This window comes from Enterovirga sp. GCM10030262 (genome assembly GCF_042666435.1).
In the GTDB taxonomy this organism is placed as follows: domain Bacteria; phylum Pseudomonadota; class Alphaproteobacteria; order Sphingomonadales; family Sphingomonadaceae; genus Allosphingosinicella.
In genome coordinates, this window is record NZ_JBHTDC010000001.1 from 1,572,937 (window position 1) to 1,591,284 (window position 18,348).

Genomic DNA, 18,348 nt, shown 5'->3' on the forward strand with positions numbered 1-18,348 from the left:
GTGATGGGAGCGTAATGGTCGGCGGCGGGATTGGTTGCAGAGGGTCGCGGTCAGGCTATTCCGCGGCGAGCACGGCCGCCTGTTTCTCGGCCTCGGCCTGAGCGCGCATCTTCTCGCCGCGCTGGGCGCGGGCGGCCATCGCCGACCAGGCCGCTTCGGCGCGGCGGCACCGGTCGCGGACATTGTCCAGCGTCGCGGCATCGGCGTCGCGCTGCGCCTCGGCGGCGCGGGCAAGGTAGAAATCGAGCTGCTGGGACATGTGTGTCTCTGATCTGGAGGCCTGGGGGAAGCAACGGCCGGCCGCGGCTTCGACAGAAAAATCCCTCCCCGCGGCCGATGCCGGCGGGGAGGGAGAAAGCGCTTACGCGCTCTGGAGATTGACCGCGCTGGTCTTGCCGCGCTGGTCGGTCTCGAGCTCGTAGCTGACGCGCTGGTCCTTATCGAGAGTGCGCATGCCGGCCTTTTCGACGGCGGTGATGTGGACGAAGGCGTCCTGACCGCTGCCCTCGGGCTGGATGAAACCATAGCCCTTGTCGGCGTTGAAGAATTTCACGGTGCCAATCGGCATAGTCTTTTCCTTATAGTCACGGAGTCGGCGAGGCCACAGCGGCGATCACCATGCAGGAGTAGCTTAGAGAGAGGGAAAAGGAGCCTAGTGACGCCAAAACTCCGTCGCATGCGACTTCAGCCCGGATATTATGGGCTTGTTGGCCGGACAAAGCAAATATGAGGCTTTTCCAGCAGATAAGCGACGCATTTCCCGAAGAGGGCGTCGCGCGACTATGCGGGCGCAAAAGACGAGTCGCGCAACGGAACGCCGGTACGCTCCGCCGGTTGAACGGAAAGGAGCTTCGATGACCGGTCCATCCCACTCGGCCTCCGTCGGGCGCGCCCCAGTGGCCTTTCTGTGCTTCGCGCTCGCGGCCTGCGCCGAGCCGTTCGAAGGGGAAGTCGCGTCGCGGCTCGCGGAGGCAGGGCTTTCCAGGCCCATGGCCGATTGCATGGCGGGCCGCTGGGTCGATCGGCTGAGCGTGCTTCAGCTCCGCAAGATCTCAAGCCTCGCCGACGATCTGAAGCGCGACGGCGACACGCTCACCCCCGTCGGCTTCGTGTCCCGCATAAGAGAGCTGGACGATCCGGAAATCGTCGAGGTGGTGACCCGATCGAGCCTGGCCTGCGCGTTGTCGGCCTGAGCCGTGCTTCGTTCGCCGGTCGTCAGCCGGCGACGGTCAGGTCGACCTTCTCGACCCATTCGGGATAGAAAGCGGGCTCGCGGTTCGACCAGCCGGGCGCGGTCGCCGCCGCCTCGCTGATCGACTGGAGCAGCAGGCGCCTTTTCTCCGGATGCAGGTGAGGCAGCGCCGCCGCGGCACAGAAGGCGCCGGGCAGCCACGGCCGCACCGCCGCCCCGATCAGCCGCTCGTAGAGGAAGCGATAGGAAGCGAAGTCGCCGAGCCGGTCCTGGCCCAGGTCGAAGGCGGTCATGGTGACGAGCGGCGCCATCAGGGGCTCCATCACGTCGAGGCCGCTATCGTCCGGCACGTAATTGCGGATGTGGTCGAGCCGCTGGTAGATGCGGGCCTGGGCGCGGATGCTCGCCGCCTCGCCGACGTCGCGCGACCAGCGCTTCATCGCGTCGCGGCGGCCGAGGCCCACATCAAGCGAGCGCCGGATATAACGCTGCGTGCCCTTCGAGAAGCCCGCGAATTCCTTCATTTCGGCCAGAGTCAGCGCGCCGTCGGCGGGCCTGGTCTGCGTACCCATGATCCCACTCCTTTTGCCCCTGGGGGGATCATGCGCCCAAACGGGTTACGCGACGCTTAATCAATTCCCCGGCTCCCGTTAAGGATTGAATCAGAGACGGTTGCGCGCCGCAATGTTTAAATTCCATCGGCGGTGTCGCGGCCTCCTTACTGTCACATCGCCGCAACATGTGCCGGGACGAAGGGCGGGAAATCCGCGCCCGCCCGCCAGGCGGACCAGTTTTCCACATTTTTCTGACGGCGCCGGCGCGGCGCCGATATTTCGGCAGCGCCGGATCGTTCACGCCGCCGCTGTACCGGCGACCAAAGCTGCTATAAGCATCGTCGGACCGTGGGGATGGGCAATGGCGGACCGAATCGACGACACCGCGAACATCGGATTTTCGCCTTCGGACGGGGAGCCGTCCGGCGCAGTGGACGCGCTTTCGCCCTATTTTTCGACCAAGGACGGTTCGCCTTCTGCGAACGACGCGATCGGAAACGGCTTTTCCCTGAATAGTGCGTTAACAGACGACATGGATTTGCAGCCACGGAATTTCATCGCGCGCCGGCTTCCGGACCTGGGGATCGCCCTCAAGTCCATCGCCGGATTCTGGGCGCTCTATCTCGGGCTGATCACGCTGCGCGCCGTCGTGCTCGATTTCCCCGATTTCTGGGCGATGCTCGCGCGCCGCGGCTCGGTCGTCCTCGTCGGCACCTTCCTGACATTTCTCGTCTATCTGGCGCTGCGCCCGCTGGCGTCGGCGAGCCTCGCCAAGAAGGCCACCGTCGCCAGTATATTATGCCTCCCCGCATCGACCTGCTTCGCCGCCTTCAATTATTACATCTTCTACATCTTCGCGCCGCTCGACGCGGCCAAGATGGACGAATCCATGAAGGACATGACGCCCTTCCAGATGGCGCTCCAGTCCATCGTCGAAGGCGCGCTCAGCTGGTATTTCATCTTCGCCGCATGGGCCGCGCTCTACGTCGCGATGAGCGTCGCCAAGCAGCTGCGCGCCGCCGACCGCCGCACCGCCGTCTTCGCGCGCGAAGCGCAGGAGGCCCAGCTCCGGGCGCTTCGATACCAGATCAACCCGCATTTCCTGTTCAACACGCTCAATTCGCTGTCCTCGCTGATCCTCTCGCAGCGGATCGACGTCGCCGAGCGGATGATCATGAACCTGTCGCATTTCTTCCGCACGACCCTGTCGGCCGATCCCACCGCCGACATCGCGCTGGAGGAGGAGATCAAGCTCCAGCGGCTCTATCTCGACATCGAGCAGATCCGCTTTCCCGAACGCCTGAGGGTGGAGATCGACGTGCCCGAGCATCTCGCGTCGGCCCGCGTGCCGGTGCTGATCCTCCAGCCGATCGTCGAGAATGCCATCAAATATGGCGTGGCGCGCTCGCGCGGGGCGGTCACGGTGCGCATCTCGGCCTATGAGGAAGCGGGGAGGCTGCATCTCAAGGTCAAGGACAATGGCGAGGTGCCGCCTCCGCAGGATTGCGAGGATTGCGGCACCGGAGTCGGTCTCAAGAATGTCTGCGAGAGATTGATCGCCCGTTACGGCGTCCAGGCCGGATGCTTCCACGGGCCCGATCCTGAAGGGGGATTCACCGTCCATGTCATCCTGCCCGTCATCCGTCATGGCTGAAGCGACGTCCCTGCGCGTCCTCGTCGTCGACGACGAGCCGCTCGCCGTCGAGCGGCTGCAATTGCTCCTCGCCCGCTGCGAAGGTGTCACCCTGGTCGGCACCGCGTCCGACGGCGAGGCGGCGCTTCGCATCGCCGAGGCGGTGAAACCGGATCTGCTGCTGCTCGACATCGCCATGCCGGGCATGGACGGAATCGAGGTCGCCCGCGCGCTCGCCGGCTCGGCGCTCGATCCGGCCGTGATCTTCGTCACCGCCTTCGACAATTTCGCGGTCGCCGCCTTCGACGTGGCGGCCGTCGACTATCTGATGAAACCGGTCGATCCGGAACGCCTTGCCCGCGCCCTCGACCGCGCCCGCGAGGCCATCGCCAAGGGCGGCAGCCCGCGCCCGCAGCAGACCTCGCGCTATGTCGAGGAGTTCTGGGTGCCCGACCAGAACGGCCTGGTCCGCATCGCCACCCGCGACGTCGACCGCATCACCGCCGAGCGCGACTATATGCGGCTCCATGTCGGCAAGCGCAGCTGGCTCATCTACCGCACCATCGCCAAGCTCGAGGAGGAGCTCGACCCGGCCCTGTTCATCCGGGTCCACCGGTCGGCGATCCTGCGCCGCGACACGATAGCGGGCCTCACCCGCGACAATATCGGCCATTGGGCGGCGCGGCTCGCCGACGGCAGCGAGCAGCGCATCGGGCGCAGCCATATCGGCGAAGTGAAGAAGCTGGCGGGGAGAGCATAAGAGCCAACCCCGTGTTTACTTGACCGTGCCGTCCGCTTCACCTGTGGAAATGCGCATATGAGACAATGCCTTGCCGGCGTAGGCCGGTAGCGCGGCCATTTCGACGCCTGTAACCTAACTACAACAGGGGCAAAAGCTTCGTGACCATGGCGCGGAGAGCCGCTTGTTTCTTTAGCGAACGTCTGACTAGTCTCGCATCTCAAGGGGGAGTGGGAGGTCTCGTGATGGCGCGCGTGAATCATACCAAGGGCGGCGCGATAAGCGCATTTCGGGCTGGGACATCGCTTCTGGCATTCGTGGTTCTGGGCTCTGCCGCCTTCGCGCAGACCGGCCCGGGCGAGGATAGCGAAGACGACGAGACGATCATCGTCACCGCGACCAAGCGCGCCTCGACCGTGCAGGACGTGCCCTTTTCGATCAACGCGCAGACCGAGGAGGACATCCAGCGGTCGGGCGCGGTCACGATCGAGGATTTGTCGCGCAACGTCGCCGGCCTCACCGTGCAGAATCTCGGGCCGGGCCAGAGCCAGGTCGCGGTGCGCGGCGTCTCGGCCGGCCAGATCATCCGCGACCAGCCGGGCGTCAAGGAGCAGGTCGGCGTCTATCTCGACGAATCGGTCATCTCGCTGTCGCTGTTCACCCCCGACCTCGACCTGTTCGACCTCAACCGCGTCGAGACCCTGCGCGGGCCGCAGGGCACCCTCTTTGGCTCCGGATCGGTCGGCGGCACCATCCGCTACATCACCAACCAGCCCGATCTCGACGAGGTCGAAGGCCTGGTCGAAGGCAATATCAACCTGATCGACGGCGGCGGCACCGGCGGCCACCTGAAAGGCGCGGTCAACATCCCGATCGCGCCGGGGATCGCGGCGATCCGCGTCGTCGGCTACCATACCGAATATGCCGGCTTCATCGACGCGCTGCGCGAAGGCGGCGGCATCGACGAGGACGTCAATGACGGCAGGCGCACCGGTGGACGCATCGCGCTCACCATCGAGCCGACGCCGGGCCTCAGCATCACGCCGAGGGTGGTCTATCAGGAGATCAGGGCCGGCGGCTTCAACCGCCAGGAGGTCTACAACCTCTACGCCAATCCCTATACCGACCCGACCGTGCCGGGCGGCCGCGATCCGGTCATCTTCGACGAGCGGCAGCAATTCCTGCTGCTCGACGAGAAATTCTCCGACGACACATTGCTTCTCGACAATGTGGTCGAATGGGATTTCGGCGACGCCGCTTTCACCTCGGTGACCAGCTTCATGGACCGCGAAATCCTGGTCAGCCGCGACGCCAGCGCGCTGACCGGCAGCGTCTCGGTCGACCTCGGCTTCCCGGTCGCGGGCGTGCTGCTGCCGTCGAACCTGCGCGACACGACCGACCTCCAGACCTTCACCCAGGAGGTCCGGCTCACCTCCGACACCACCGGCCCGTTCCAGTGGCTGATCGGCGGCTTCTATTCGGACGTCGAGCGCAGCTATACGCAGCGGCTGCCGACGCCGGGCTATGACGCGTTCACCGACGCCAGGCTCGGCGAAGGGACGTCGGACGCGGTCAGCAACGGTTTCGGCCCGGACTCCCCCTACAATGCCGACCTGCCCTACGACATCAAGCAGAAGGCTGTGTTCGGCGAGGCGAGCTACGACCTCACCGACCGCTTCACGGCCACCGCCGGGCTTCGCTATTACGACTTCAAGGAGGTGCGCAGCTTCACCTCCGGCGGCCTTTTCGCCAATGGCGACGACCAGACCGACGAGACCAAGTCCGACGGCTTCTCGCCGCGCCTGCTGCTGAGCTACGAGGCCAGCGACAACATCACCTTCAATGCCCAGGCGTCGAAGGGCTTCCGTCTGGGCGGCGTCAACGATCCGTTGAACGAGACTTTGTGCGGCCCGGACGACGAGGCGACCTATGGCGGCTTCGACCGCTATGACGACGAGACCTTGTGGAATTACGAGGCCGGCATGAAGTCGCAATTCGGCGGCATCACCTTCAACGCGGCCGCTTTCTACACCGACATCCGCAACCTCCAGGTTACCGCCGACGCCGGCTCCTGCTCGTCGCGCGTCGTGTTCAACGCCGACGCCCATACGATGGGACTGGAATTCGAGCTCGCCGCAGAGCCGGTGGAAGGGCTCGATCTTTCGCTCGCCGGCAGCCTGATCGAGGCGGAATTCGACGAGACGCGGCTGAAGGCGAACGGCGACATCCTGGAAGGGATCGAGGAAGGAAACCGCCTCCCCTCGGTGCCCAATTTCCAGATCGCGGCCACCGCTTTCTACAATTTCCCGATCGGCGCCTCGGGGACGAACGGCTTCATCGGCGCCAGCGTCCAGCATGTCGGCAGCCGCTTCACCCAGCCGGGCGACCAGGAGAATAATCCGCGCACCTTCGTCCACGGCCTGCCCTTCGGCGGCGCACCGGGCAGCGCCTCGACGACGGTCGACCTCAAGCTGCCCGATTACCAGCTGGTCAATATCAGCGCCGGCATCGAGATGGCCAATCAGCTCGAGATCGTCGCCTACGTCAACAATCTGTTCGACGAGAACGCCTTGCTGTCGTTCGACCGCGAGCGCGGCGGCCGGGCGCGGCTTGGCTTCAGCACCAACCAGCCGCGCACCTTCGGCCTGACGGTGCGCAAGGGCTTTTGACGCTGGGCGCCGGGTCGGGGCGGAAAGCGTCCCGGCCCGGTCCGTGCCCTTCCCTCGTCTCGACCCCGCGCCACCCACCGACGGCGACAAGCCGCGCCAATTCAGGCATGGGGCGCTGACGACCGAGGAGATGCGCCATGGCCGAGGCCGAACTGATGCCGATCATCGAGGCGATCACGCTGGCGGTGGAGCTGGCCGGGATCGCGGTGATCCTGGCGGGCATATTGCTGTCGGCGCTCGCCTTCGCGCGGCAGCTGCGGGCGAGCGGCGCGGACGGGGCCTACAAGGCCCTCCGGTCCAATATCGGCCGGTCGATCCTGCTTGGGCTGGAGCTGCTGGTCGCCGCCGACATCATCAACACGGTGGCGATCGAGCCGACCCTGGAGAGCCTGGCCGTGCTCGCCGGCATCGTCGCCATCCGCACCTTCCTGAGCTTCAGCCTGGAGGTGGAGATAGAGGGGCGCTGGCCCTGGCAGAAGCGCGCCCGGGAGACCACGGCTTCCCGGCGCGAGGGGGCGTAGGTGCCGCGCGCGCTCCGCGTCTATCGTCTGCCGATCGGCTTTCATGACGCCTATGTCGCGGCGCCGACGCAGAAGGCGGCGATCGAGGCGTGGGGGTCGGACAAGGACGTGTTCCAGCGCGGGCAGGCGGAGCTGGTCACCGATGCCGAGCTGACGAAGGAGCCGCTCGAGAATCCCGGCAAGGTCATCAAGCGCCTGCGCGGCACGGCGGCCGAGCAGATCGCGGCTTTGGCGGAGACGCCCGCGCCCGCATCGAAGCGCTCTGCTCCCCGGCGAAAGCCGGGCGGCAGGACCGGACCCCAGCGTTCGCCGGGGAACGATAATGAGAAGCCGGCGCGCCCAGCCAGGGCGAAGGCGCCGCCCAAGCCCAAGCCGCGCCCCAGCCGGGCCAATCTCGATGAGGCCGAGCAGGCGCGGGCGGAGGCCGAGGCGCGGAACGAGGCGGCGGTGAAGGACTTGCGCGAACGCGAGGCCGCGCTGGCCCGCGAGCGCAAGGCGCTGGAAAAGGAGCAGGATAAGGAGCGCGAGCGGCTGGAGGCGCGGCGGGAAAAGGCCCAGGCGGCGTACGAGGCGGCGCTGCGGCGGTGGCGCGAGAGCTGATTGCGGAGCACGGAACAGGTCCGGCAGATCCGGTGGAGGTGCGGTCGCGGGACGACCGGGGATAGCGGGGCCGTCGGGCGAATGTTCCCAATGTTCGCACTGGCCATGGTCTCTTCGAGACGGAGCCCTTCGTCTTCGCTCAGGACAGGCTTTGGCATGGCTCGGCCCCTCCTCGGATGAACGGAAAGGGGCCGGACGAGAGCGGTGGATGAGGCGTCGTTCGAAAAGGCGCGGTGCGTTTCCATCCGACAGGGTAGATCACCGGATATCCTATTTTTCAAGCATGTTGTTCTCTATACGTTCCGCAATGGACGAGTCGGAAGCGCCCCGCATCACCAGCATCTTCGAGGCCGCGCGGCTGGGGTGGAATGTGAAATTGACCTGTTGGAAGTGCGGCCATGTCCGCATTCTCCACGCCGCCTCTTTATGGCTGAAGCTGTCGCTGAAGGGCGCGACGGACGATCTCAGGGAGGTGTCGCGCTACGGCAAATGCGTGGCATGCCTCACCGAGCGCAATATGAAAATCGGCGGGCCGAAACTGGAACTGGTCCGCGATGCGCCGACCGGCGAGCAGATGGCACTGCCAACCGGGCGACAAGGGAAGGAGGGGCTCAGGGGGCGGCGGCGGTGAATGAGGTATTATGTCCCCTGAAAGAGGCGGGGAAAGGGTGTCTCACGCAAAGACGCAAAGGCGCGAAGGAAGAAGGGGGCGGCGCGGCCTCTTTGCGCCTTCGCGTCGTTGCGTGAGATCATCTTATCAATTTGCTTCAGGAGACCTTGGTCACGGCGAGGCTTCCGGCCGGGAGGGGCTGGCAGATTTCGGCGGCGGGGACGGAGGGGTCGAGCCAGCGGCCCCAGTCGGCGCGGTCGACGATGACGATCTGGCGGCTGTGATAGGGGGCGATGTCGGGGCCGGGCGGGCAGGTCAGCATGGTGAAGGCCTCGCCGACCTCCGCCGTGACGCGCCACAGGCCGGCGATGCAGATCACCTCCTCGTCCGGGACGGTGAACAGCCACTTGTCCTTGCGCTTGGGCTTCGGCGCGCCGGGGGCGACGACGGGCGTGGTGAACTCGTAGAAGCCGTCGGCGACGATCAGGCACCGCCCGCGGCCGAACTCCCGCCCGTCCGAGCGGTAATTGTAGACCGGCTTGCCGCCCGGCCCGGGCCAGGACCAGCGGCGCACGACGAGCTCGGCCGAGCCGGGCTCCTGCTCCGACGCGCGGACGATCGCCCCTGGATCGGTGATGCGGATCGATTCCAGCGGCGCGAGGTTGGGCAGCCCTTCCGGGAACAGCAAGGGAATGCGCGTCTGGCTCCACTGCTCGCGGATGGTGTGCATCGGCGGCGTGCGGCGATAGTCGTTGCACATGGAGCGGCTTGTAGCGGCGGCGCCAGACGGGTGCCAGCCGACGGCGCCTTACATCGAATTGATGTGGAGGATGTTGCCGTCCGGATCCTTGAACCAGGCGAGCCTCGCTCCGTCCGCCACATGCACATTGCCTTCGAGGCGGCCGAAGTCGGGATAATGTTCGAAGGCGACGCCCTTGGCCTCCAGCGCGGCGACGATCGCGTCCAGCTCGTGGCCGACGTCCCACACCACGGCATTGGCGCGATTGGTGCCGGCATAGTCGGAAGTATAGACGATCAGGCGGGTAGCGCCCGTGCGGAAGGCGAGCACGCCCTCCATGCTGTCGTCCTCAAGCTCCAGCCCCAGCACGTCGCCGTAAAAGGCGCGCGCGCGGGCGATGTCCCGCATCGCCATGATCGCGGAGGAGGAATGGTCCTTCAGCATAAGAGGGGGAACGGGTGGTGGCAGGGGTGGTTCCGATGGGGGCGACGCGGAAACTAGTGCACTATCACCGTAATCCAGTTTGGAAGCCGAGAGGGGAATTAGGTGTAGTGTCCCCGGAATTGTAGCTGTCACCTGTCACCGTAATCCCGCCGTTATTGACTGCGATCCAGAGCCTCCTAGACTACCTCAAAAGGAGGCGGGCCATGAAAATAGAGCGAATCAGAATTCGCGATTTCAAGACCATCGATGACATCACGCTTGAGTTGGATAACGCGAATTTGCTGATTGGAGGCAATAACGCAGGCAAGAGTTCCGTAATTCAAGGAATTCATTTTGCTATCAGCGCACTAAGATCCGCCCGGCTCCACGGAAAGGGCGTCAATCAACCTGCAACAACTCTGGGCTTAAATCAGTTTTCGTTTCTCCCAACTAACGAAGTAATGAAGATTAATTATCGAACATCAATGACCCAGGATTATGGACCTGATTTCGAGTTCACATATCTAGACGAAGAAGGAAATGAAGAATCCTTTAGCCTATTCCTCTATAGGGGAAAGAATGCAAATATAAGTCTGCGGTACAACAAGATTTCTAAGTTTTTCAGCAAGGCTTCCGACTTAAGCAGTCCGTTCTCCGTTTTCGTCCCCGGCCTCGCGGGCCTTCCGTTGATCGAGGAGCGTCGCGCTAATTCTATCGTTCAGACTGGGATCGCTCAGGGCGATGCAAATTTATTCCTGCGAAACGTACTTCTTAGACTATCAACAAACGCGGAAAAGCTTCGGGCCTTTCATGAACTGATGCAGGGGATTTTCCCCGGCTTTAAAACCAGAACCACGTTTAACGAGAATATTAATCAATATATCAATTCAGAGGTGTGTCTCAATGGATTCTGGGCTCCTCTGGAAATGGCGGGCACCGGATGCTTGCAGGCTCTTCAAGTGGCCGCATATGTGATTCTTTATGAGCCAAAACTCCTGCTTTTAGATGAGCCAGATGCGCACCTTCATCCAGGAAATCAGAAACTCTTGGTCGATCTACTTTTTACTCTCTCTGAAAGCACCGGAACCCAAATAATTCTTGCGTCCCATTCAAGACATGTTTTTGATTCGGTTTCCAACAATGCGCTTGGCGCAATCCACTGGTTGGAAGATGGCGACGTAATCGAGGACGATCGTGCCGACGTCGCTCTTCTCATGGATCTAGGTGCCCTAGACAATTTTTCGAAGCTTGTGTCGGAAGATTCGAAAGTTCTAGTTTTTGCGGAGGACGAAAAGACGAAGAAGCTTAGGATCATTCTCGAGGCAAACGGATGGGCACTCGATAATATCGAGTTCGTGTCATTTAACGGTGTAGATAATTTGGACGCGACCAAGGTTGTCGTTGAGTATTTCTTGGGGCTTGGAGAAGATCGCAAAGCCCTAATCTATCGGGACGGCGATTGCATGACTGATGATGAGAAAACGTGGCTGCGGGAGAAATATACCAACGAGCTTCCGGAGAATGCGACGCTGTACATTTCCCCCTACACAGATGTCGAACATTTCTTTTGTGTTCCGGGACACGTTGCGCACGTGGCACAAATGCCAGAAGAGGAAGCGTTTGCGATAGTTAGCGAGGTGGTAGGAGAGAACCAGGCTATACTTGGAGCAAAATTAGCAAGGAAAAGAAATGACCTTAAGTTTAAGTCTCTTAGGAACTGTCCAAATCGCGCATCAACTGACGACTTGGTCGAGGATGGGATAGGATTCGATATGTCGCTGGGTAAATTGTTGTCCCCTAAAATTATGGCCAAGCTTCACGAGAACGGATATCCCGTTGGCGAGCTGACTGTGCCGTCAGCCGCCCTTGAAAGCGACATACTAAAGCAATTCATTGAGCAGTGATCGGGACCGATTTCTATCACCATAGGCAATTTCCTCAAAACCTCACTATACCTGTAGACTCTCTCTCTCACACATTGAGGCCGGGGGCACCCCGCTTTTTCTTCGGGGCGGGTTTGGCTTCCGTGCGCGCTCCCTGAAGCAGCATTTTGAGATAGGCTCCCGGTGTACGAGCGAGGCTCCTCCGAAACTTGCTCCGGCGTACCTTCGGCGACAATTCCGCCTCCTTCGACTGCGCGTCTCGGCTTCGCTCGACGCTTCGCTCAGGACACGCTTGTCGCCGCAGCCGCCTATTCGGCGGCCTCTCGCTGACGCATCGAGGTGGAACCCCGCTTTTTCCTGGCCGGCGAGGCTACGGCTTCGGCGCGTGGACCTTGGAGCAGTGGCTTGAGATAGTGACCGGTGTAGGAGCGGGGTGCCTCGGCGACTTGCTCGGGCGTGCCTTCGGCGACGACTTCGCCTCCCTTGTCGCCGCCTTCCGGGCCTAGGTCGATGACCCAGTCCGCTGTCTTGATGACTTCGAGGTTATGCTCGATCACGACCACCGTGTTGCCTTGCTCGACGAGGGCGTGGAGGACTTCGAGCAATTTCCTCACGTCCTCGAAGTGGAGGCCGGTGGTGGGTTCGTCGAGGATGTAGAGGGTCTGGCCCGTCGCCCGGCGCGACAGTTCCTTGGCGAGCTTGACGCGCTGGGCTTCGCCGCCGCTCAAGGTGGTCGCCTGCTGGCCGACCTTGACGTAGCCGAGGCCGACCTCCTCCAGCATCGCCATCTTGTCGCGGATCGGGGGGACGGCCTTGAAGAAGACGTGCGCGTCCTCGACCGTCATGTCGAGCACGTCGGCGATCGACTTGCCCTTGAACTTCACCTCCAGCGTCTCGCGATTGTAGCGGGCGCCGTGGCAGACGTCGCAGGTGACGTAGACGTCGGGGAGGAAGTGCATCTCGATCTTGAGGACGCCGTCTCCCTTGCACGCCTCGCAGCGGCCGCCCTTGACGTTGAAGCTGAAGCGGCCGGGCTTGTAGCCGCGCGCGCCGCTCTCCGGCAGCCCGGCGAACCAGTCGCGGATGCAGGTGAAGGCGCCGGTGTAGGTCGCAGGGTTGCTGCGGGGCGTGCGGCCGATCGGCGACTGATCGATGTCGATCACCTTGTCGAGATATTGCAGGCCGGTGAGCTTTTCGTGGCGGCCGGCGAGCATGCGGGCGCCGTTCAGCTGGCGCGCGGCGGAGGCGTAGAGGGTGTCGATGGTGAAGCTCGACTTGCCCGAGCCCGAGACGCCGGTGATGCAGGTGAAGGTGCCCAAGGGGATGGACGCGGTGACGTCCTTCAGATTGTTGGCGGTGGCGCCGTGGACGGTGAGCTTCCTGCCGTTGCCCTTGCGACGGGTGGCGGGGATCGGCACGCTGCGGCGGCCGGTGAGGTAATCGGCGGTCAGCGACTTCTCGTTGGCCAGCACTTCCTCAAGCGACCCTTGCGCGACGACCTCGCCGCCATGGACGCCCGCGCCCGGCCCCATGTCAATGACGTGGTCGGCGGTGCGGATGGCGTCCTCGTCATGCTCGACGACGAGCACGGTGTTGCCGAGATCGCGCAGGCGGCGGAGGGTGACGAGCAGGCGGTCGTTGTCGCGCTGGTGGAGGCCGATCGAGGGCTCGTCGAGGACGTAGAGGACGCCCGACAGGCCCGAGCCGATCTGCGACGCGAGGCGGATGCGCTGGGACTCGCCGCCGGACAGGGTGCCGGAGGTGCGGTCGAGGTTGAGGTAATCGAGGCCGACATTGTTGAGGAAGCCGAGGCGCTCGTTGATCTCCTTCAAGATGGCGCGGGCGATTTCCTGCTGCTGCGGGGCGAGCTTTTCCTCCAGGGTCGAGAACCAGGCGAGCGCCTGGACGACGGAGCGGCGGGTGGAGATGGAGATGTCCTCGCCGGCGATCTTGACCGCGAGCGGCTCCGGGCGGAGGCGGGCGCCGCCGCACGTCTCGCACGGGGCGGCGCTTTGGTATTTGGAAAGCTCCTCGCGCATCCAGGCGCTCTCGGTCTGGAGCATCCGGCGGTTCAGATTGCCGATCACGCCCTCGAACGGCTTCTTGACCTCGTAGGATTTGCGGCCGTCGACGAAGCGGAGGGTGACGGGCTTGCCGCGGGTGCCGTGGAGGATGATGGAATGCACCTCCTCGGGGAGCTCGTTCCAGGGCGTTTCGAGGCTGAAATCATATTCGCGGGCGAGGGAGCCGAGGACCTGCATGTAGTACGGGCTGGGCGGGTTCGACTTGGCCCAGGGCACGACGGCGCCCTTCTTGATGCTGAGATTCTGGTTGGGGACGACCAATTCGGGATCGAAATGGAGCTTCTCGCCCAAGCCGTCGCAGCCGGGGCAGGCGCCCTGGGGGGCGTTGAAGCTGAACAAACGCGGCTCGATCTCGGCGATGGTGAAGCCAGAGACGGGGCAGGCGAATTTCTCGGAGAAGGTGATGCGGCTGGGGGGGGCGTTGTCGCCTAACACGGCGCGGGTCTCGGGGCCCCCTCCACCAGGCTGCGCCTGGTCCCCCTCCCCGTCCCGGGGAGGATCTGCCGGGTCGAGATAGACGAGGCCTTCGGCGAGCTTGAGCGCGGTTTCAAGCGAATCCGCGAGACGCGTCTCGATGCCCTCGCGGACGACGAGGCGATCGACGACCACTTCGATGTCATGCTTGTATTTCTTGTCGAGGGCGGGGGCGTCCTCGATATCGTAAAAGGCGCCATCGATGCGGACGCGGGTGAAGCCCTCTTTCTGCCACTGGGCGAGCTCCTTCCTATACTCGCCCTTGCGGCCGCGGACGACCGGGGCGAGCAAATAGAGGCGGGTGCCTTCGGGGAGGGCCATGACGCGGTCGACCATCTGGCTGACCGTCTGAGCGGAGATGGGAAGGCCGGTGGCGGGGCTGTAGGGCACGCCGACGCGGGCCCAGAGCAGGCGCATGTAATCGTAGATTTCGGTGACGGTGGCGACGGTGGAGCGCGGGTTCCTCGACGTCGTCTTCTGCTCGATCGAGATGGCGGGCGACAGGCCCTCGATATGGTCGACGTCGGGCTTCTGCATCATCTCCAGGAACTGGCGCGCATAGGCGCTGAGCGACTCGACATAGCGCCGCTGCCCCTCGGCATAGATGGTGTCGAAGGCGAGGCTCGACTTGCCCGAGCCCGACAGGCCGGTGATCACGGTCAGCGTCTCGCGCGGGATATCGATATCCACGCCCTTCAGATTATGCTCGCGCGCACCGCGGACGGAAATGTGAGTCAGCATAAAGGCCGGTGTTCCAGATTTGTTCTGTCGTGGCAAGGGGACGCGTCGTCGAAACGCGACCGGCGCGAGATGGGGGCGATAGCCGCGCGCTTCAATGGCCTTGGCAGGCGGACCCCGGGACGATAGGGAGGGTGGGACTGAGGGGGTAACCAAATGAGAAACAAAGGCTTTGTGTCGATCGTCGCGCTGGCGTCCCTGGCGCCCGCGGCGGCCGCGCAAGACGTGGCCGGCGCGGATTCCGCCGCCGCCGAGGCCGCGTTCGACGTGCACGACCTCGAGGTGGCGGGTGTGCCTTTCGTGGCGCAGCCGATCGACCTCGCGCAGAAGAGCGACCCGATCTGGTTCACCGGCGACCAGCCCAAGGCGAACATGATCGCCAAAGTGACGCTGGCGCCGCTCGGCGCGGTCGTGGTCGACAAGGATTTCGGGCAGGGGGCGGGCAAGAAGCTGGTCCTGTCGCTCGCGGTCACCGGCGATCCGTCCCGCTACGCCACGACCGCCGACGTCGTCGCCGAGACCGCGAAGCGGCTCTATTGCGCGAACGGGAGCGGCCCCGGCCATGCCGGGCGCGTGCTCTGCCTGCTCGACAAGGATCGCGACGGGCGGTTCGAGGCCAAGGCGCTCGGCCTCGGCGAGAAAGGCGGGGCGGCCGAGCAATTGTCGATTCTCGGCGCGCCGATGCCGCTGCCCGAGCCGGTCGCCTATCGGCAGGCGCGCGCCGACGAGATGCCGGTGATCGCCGTCAGCTACAGTAATTGCGGCAAGGACCATGACCGGCCGCGTTATGCCTTCTCCACCCAGACGGACGGCAAGCCGGGGATCAGCCTAACCGAGCTGACCGGCATGACTCCCGGAGCGATGGAGGCCTTCGACAAGATGAAGCCCGAACAGCGGGCGCAGCTGGTCGCGGCGCTGGCGCGGGTGGGGAGCGGCGCCCCCTGCGGCGAAGCCCGGCCGATGGCGCCGGGGGACCCGGATTATCCGGCGAATCTCGCCAAGGACGCGGCGGCGGTCCGGATGGGTGACCTGATCGTCGAGGTCGGCCCCAAGAGCGCCGGCGCGCCGGTCCGGCTGATCGCCCAGGCCGCGCCCGACCGGTTGTACCGGCTGAACGGCATGGCGGTCGAGCCGATGGCCCAGACCGTCACCGCCCGCCAGAACCAGCTCGCCATCCGGCAGAAGTTCGACAAGCCGGTCATCATGACCACCGGCGGCGCGGAGGTGGCCGAAGGCGAAGCCAAGGCCGGCGACATCGTCCTGAAGCAAGGCATCACCCACGGCTATATGGGCGTGCTGACCCAGGACACCGTCATCCGCACGCTCTTTTCCAAACGGTCGCTGCCCAAGGGAACGTTGCTCTACGGCATGCCGATGGCGAGCCGCACGGTGATGACGCGCTACGGCGTCCCGCAAGGCAATGTCGGCGGCCGCGCGCCGTCGGTGGAGAATACGCGGCTCGTCTGGTGCGTGCCGGTGCAGGACGAGGAGGAATGGTCGGCGACCTGCCTGCCCGAGGAAGGCGGCCAGCGCTACACTTTGCTCAAGGGCCAGAAGCCGGCCTTCGAGGTGACCGGCCTCTCCTACGCGGTCGGAACGAGCAGCAATGAAGGACCGGTGCCGGTGACGCCGCAAGCGGGGGATTTCGGCAAGCCGCTCGCTTACTGGCTGCGGATCAAGGAGATCGGCCCGGACGCGATCGTCTTGACCCAGGAGACGCGGTTCGGCGACGAACTGGTCCACAGCCGCGAGCATCGCGTGCCGCGTATCGCGGGCGAGACGAGCGGCCTTTCCTGGGCGGGAGGGGCGTTGCTCTTCGGCGCGGTGGAAGGCGCCGCCGACCGGATCGCGATCGGCCGCAAGGGCGCGTTCGCCGCCGGCGTCGCTCCCGATGTGAAGTTCGGCCTGGTGCGCGAGCCCGGGGCCGGTGCCGACGGATCGGCCGCGGCCGGCGACAATTAGCCGCGCGCTTGGGAAGAACCCGTGTCGATGCTATAGGCGACTCCTTCCCGCGGTGGAGGACGACCATGGCCTATGTCGACTGGCGGATGCGCGGCGCGGAGATCACCAGCTGCAATTGCGACTGGGGATGTCCCTGCCAGTTCAATGCCCTTCCCACCCATGGCGATTGCCGGGCGGTGGTGGCGATGCGGATCGACGAGGGGCATTTCGGCGACGTGCCGCTCTCCGGCCTCAAATGGGCGGCGACATTCGCCTGGCCCGAGGCGATCCATCTCGGCCATGGCGAAGCCTTCATCGTCATCGACGCCAGCGCCGACGAGGCGCAGCGGGCCGCGCTTCTCACCATATTGTCCGGCCAGGAGACCGAGCCGGGCGCGACCGTCTTCAGCGTGTTCGCGACCACCCTGGAGACGGTGCACGAGCCGGCCTTCCTGCCGATCGACTTCGCCGTCGACATGGAGGGCAGGACCGGCCGGATCGCGGTCGACGGCATGATCGACAGCCGGATCGAGCCGATCCGCAACCCCGTCACCGGTGGCGAGCACCGCGTCCGCGTCAGCCTGCCCGGCGGCTTCGAATATCGGGAGGCGGAATATGCGAGCGGCGAGACGCGAGCCTCGGGGCCGATCGCGCTGACGTTCGGGCCGAGCCATGCCCATGTGGCGAACGTCGATTTTTCGACCAGCGGCGTCGCCTGACCCGCCCTCCCCGGCCGAGCGGCGGCCGATCGAGCGGATCCTCGCGCGCGAGCGTCTGATCGTCCTCGGCTGCCTCGTCGCGGTCGCGGCCTTGTCGTGGTTCTGGCTGCTGGGTGGCGCGGCCGGTGGCGGCGAGATGGCGGAAATGGCGGGAATGGCCGCGCCGGAGCCTTGGTCGGCCGGTTATCTGCTGCCCGCCTTCCTCATGTGGGCTCTGATGATGGTGGCGATGATGCTGCCTTCCGCCGCGCCGATGATCCTGCTCCACGCGCGCTTCACCCGCCGCTCGGGAGAGGCGCATGTGCTGGCGCAAACGGCCCTGTTCATGCTCGCCTACCTCGATTTGTGGCTGCTCTTCTCGGCGGCGGCGACCCTGCTCCAGGCGGCGCTGGTGGCAAGCGGGGCGGTTTCGGCGGCGGGGCTGGCGCTCGGCGGCGGCTGGCCGGCGGGCGGGCTGCTGGCGCTGGCGGGACTCTACCAATTGAGCCCTCTCAAGCGCGCCTGCCTCGGCCAATGCCGCTCGCCCCTGGGCTTCGTCATGCGCGGTTGGCGGCCGGGCGCGGCGGGGGCGCTGCGGCTGGGGCTGGCGCACGGGACCTATTGCCTCGGCTGCTGCTGGGCGCTGATGCTGTTGCTGTTCGTCGGCGGAGTGATGAATATCGGCTGGATCGGCGGGCTCGCGCTGCTGGTGCTCGCCGAGAAGCTGGCGCCGCCGCGATGGCCGGTGCGGGAGACGAGCGGGGCCGTCCTGCTCGTGGCCGGCCTTGTTCTCGCGCTCGGAGGTTGAAGAACGCTCGCCGAAGGAAGTCGCCGCTTGGTCGAATTTCCG

General features: G+C 64.8%; 17 protein-coding genes. 11 read left to right on the plus strand and 6 right to left on the minus strand.

Annotated elements, in window-relative coordinates; all coding sequences use genetic code 11:
• Positions 1-55: 55 nt before the first annotated feature.
• Positions 56-259: a hypothetical protein gene (locus ACFQRC_RS07625; protein ID WP_379959637.1), complete on the minus strand. Its 204-nt coding sequence runs from the start codon at positions 257-259 to the stop codon at positions 56-58.
• Between the two features lie 102 nt (positions 260-361).
• Positions 362-568: a cold-shock protein gene (locus ACFQRC_RS07630; RefSeq protein WP_379959640.1), complete on the minus strand. Its 207-nt coding sequence runs from the start codon at positions 566-568 to the stop codon at positions 362-364.
• Between the two features lie 286 nt (positions 569-854).
• Here ACFQRC_RS07630 and ACFQRC_RS07635 point away from each other — a divergent pair, with 286 nt between their 5' ends.
• Positions 855-1,193 (plus strand): hypothetical protein, encoded by a 339-nt coding sequence (locus ACFQRC_RS07635; protein ID WP_379959643.1) that lies wholly within the window; start codon positions 855-857, stop codon positions 1,191-1,193.
• A 22-nt stretch (positions 1,194-1,215) separates the two neighbouring features.
• Here ACFQRC_RS07635 and ACFQRC_RS07640 read toward each other — a convergent pair whose 3' ends face one another.
• On the minus strand, positions 1,216-1,764 hold the full coding sequence (locus ACFQRC_RS07640; protein WP_379959645.1) for a hypothetical protein: 549 nt from the start codon (positions 1,762-1,764) through the stop codon (positions 1,216-1,218).
• Between the two features lie 514 nt (positions 1,765-2,278).
• Between ACFQRC_RS07640 and ACFQRC_RS07645 the strand changes: the two genes are divergently transcribed.
• From ACFQRC_RS07645 to ACFQRC_RS07670, 6 genes are all read left to right on the plus strand, one after another.
• Positions 2,279-3,400, plus strand: a complete 1,122-nt coding sequence (locus ACFQRC_RS07645; RefSeq protein WP_379959647.1) for a sensor histidine kinase — start codon at positions 2,279-2,281, stop codon at positions 3,398-3,400.
• Positions 3,393-4,139 (plus strand): LytR/AlgR family response regulator transcription factor, encoded by a 747-nt coding sequence (locus ACFQRC_RS07650; protein WP_379959649.1) that lies wholly within the window; start codon positions 3,393-3,395, stop codon positions 4,137-4,139. The genes ACFQRC_RS07645 and ACFQRC_RS07650 overlap by 8 nt, the downstream gene beginning before the upstream one ends.
• Positions 4,140-4,363: 224 nt before the next feature.
• Positions 4,364-6,787 carry a TonB-dependent receptor gene (locus ACFQRC_RS07655; RefSeq protein WP_379959651.1) on the plus strand — a complete coding sequence of 808 codons (2,424 nt, stop codon included), beginning with the start codon at positions 4,364-4,366 and terminating at the stop codon, positions 6,785-6,787.
• 137 nt (positions 6,788-6,924) lie between these two features.
• Positions 6,925-7,308 (plus strand): DUF1622 domain-containing protein, encoded by a 384-nt coding sequence (locus tag ACFQRC_RS07660; protein ID WP_379959653.1) that lies wholly within the window; start codon positions 6,925-6,927, stop codon positions 7,306-7,308.
• Complete coding sequence (locus ACFQRC_RS07665) at positions 7,309-7,908, plus strand: hypothetical protein (protein ID WP_379959655.1); 600 nt, start codon at positions 7,309-7,311, stop codon at positions 7,906-7,908.
• Positions 7,909-8,215: 307 nt separating this feature from the next.
• Entirely contained in the window at positions 8,216-8,539 is a 324-nt protein-coding gene (locus tag ACFQRC_RS07670; RefSeq protein WP_379959657.1) for a hypothetical protein, read from the plus strand.
• A 136-nt stretch (positions 8,540-8,675) separates the two neighbouring features.
• Here the strand turns inward: ACFQRC_RS07670 and ACFQRC_RS07675 are convergent, their stop codons facing one another.
• Complete coding sequence (locus tag ACFQRC_RS07675; protein WP_379959660.1) at positions 8,676-9,278, minus strand: SOS response-associated peptidase family protein; 603 nt, start codon at positions 9,276-9,278, stop codon at positions 8,676-8,678.
• 48 nt (positions 9,279-9,326) lie between these two features.
• Positions 9,327-9,665 (minus strand): VOC family protein, encoded by a 339-nt coding sequence (locus tag ACFQRC_RS07680; protein WP_379959663.1) that lies wholly within the window; start codon positions 9,663-9,665, stop codon positions 9,327-9,329.
• Between the two features lie 239 nt (positions 9,666-9,904).
• Between ACFQRC_RS07680 and ACFQRC_RS07685 the strand changes: the two genes are divergently transcribed.
• The gene (locus ACFQRC_RS07685; RefSeq protein WP_379959666.1) at positions 9,905-11,584 is read left to right on the plus strand and encodes an AAA family ATPase; all 1,680 of its coding nucleotides are present in this window, start codon (positions 9,905-9,907) and stop codon (positions 11,582-11,584) included.
• 287 nt (positions 11,585-11,871) lie between these two features.
• Here ACFQRC_RS07685 and uvrA read toward each other — a convergent pair whose 3' ends face one another.
• Positions 11,872-14,862: an excinuclease ABC subunit UvrA gene (gene uvrA / locus ACFQRC_RS07690; RefSeq protein ID WP_379959668.1), complete on the minus strand. Its 2,991-nt coding sequence runs from the start codon at positions 14,860-14,862 to the stop codon at positions 11,872-11,874.
• Positions 14,863-15,015: 153 nt separating this feature from the next.
• Between uvrA and ACFQRC_RS07695 the strand changes: the two genes are divergently transcribed.
• The 3 genes from ACFQRC_RS07695 (at position 15,016) to ACFQRC_RS07705 (ending at position 18,306) form a co-directional block, all read left to right on the plus strand.
• On the plus strand, positions 15,016-16,821 hold the full coding sequence (locus tag ACFQRC_RS07695; protein ID WP_379959671.1) for a hypothetical protein: 1,806 nt from the start codon (positions 15,016-15,018) through the stop codon (positions 16,819-16,821).
• A 65-nt stretch (positions 16,822-16,886) separates the two neighbouring features.
• Positions 16,887-17,519 (plus strand): DUF1326 domain-containing protein, encoded by a 633-nt coding sequence (locus tag ACFQRC_RS07700; protein WP_379959674.1) that lies wholly within the window; start codon positions 16,887-16,889, stop codon positions 17,517-17,519.
• A complete protein-coding gene (locus tag ACFQRC_RS07705; protein ID WP_379959677.1) occupies positions 17,479-18,306 on the plus strand; it encodes a DUF2182 domain-containing protein in 828 nt (275 codons plus the stop codon). The genes ACFQRC_RS07700 and ACFQRC_RS07705 overlap by 41 nt, the downstream gene beginning before the upstream one ends.
• Positions 18,307-18,348 lie beyond the last annotated feature (42 nt).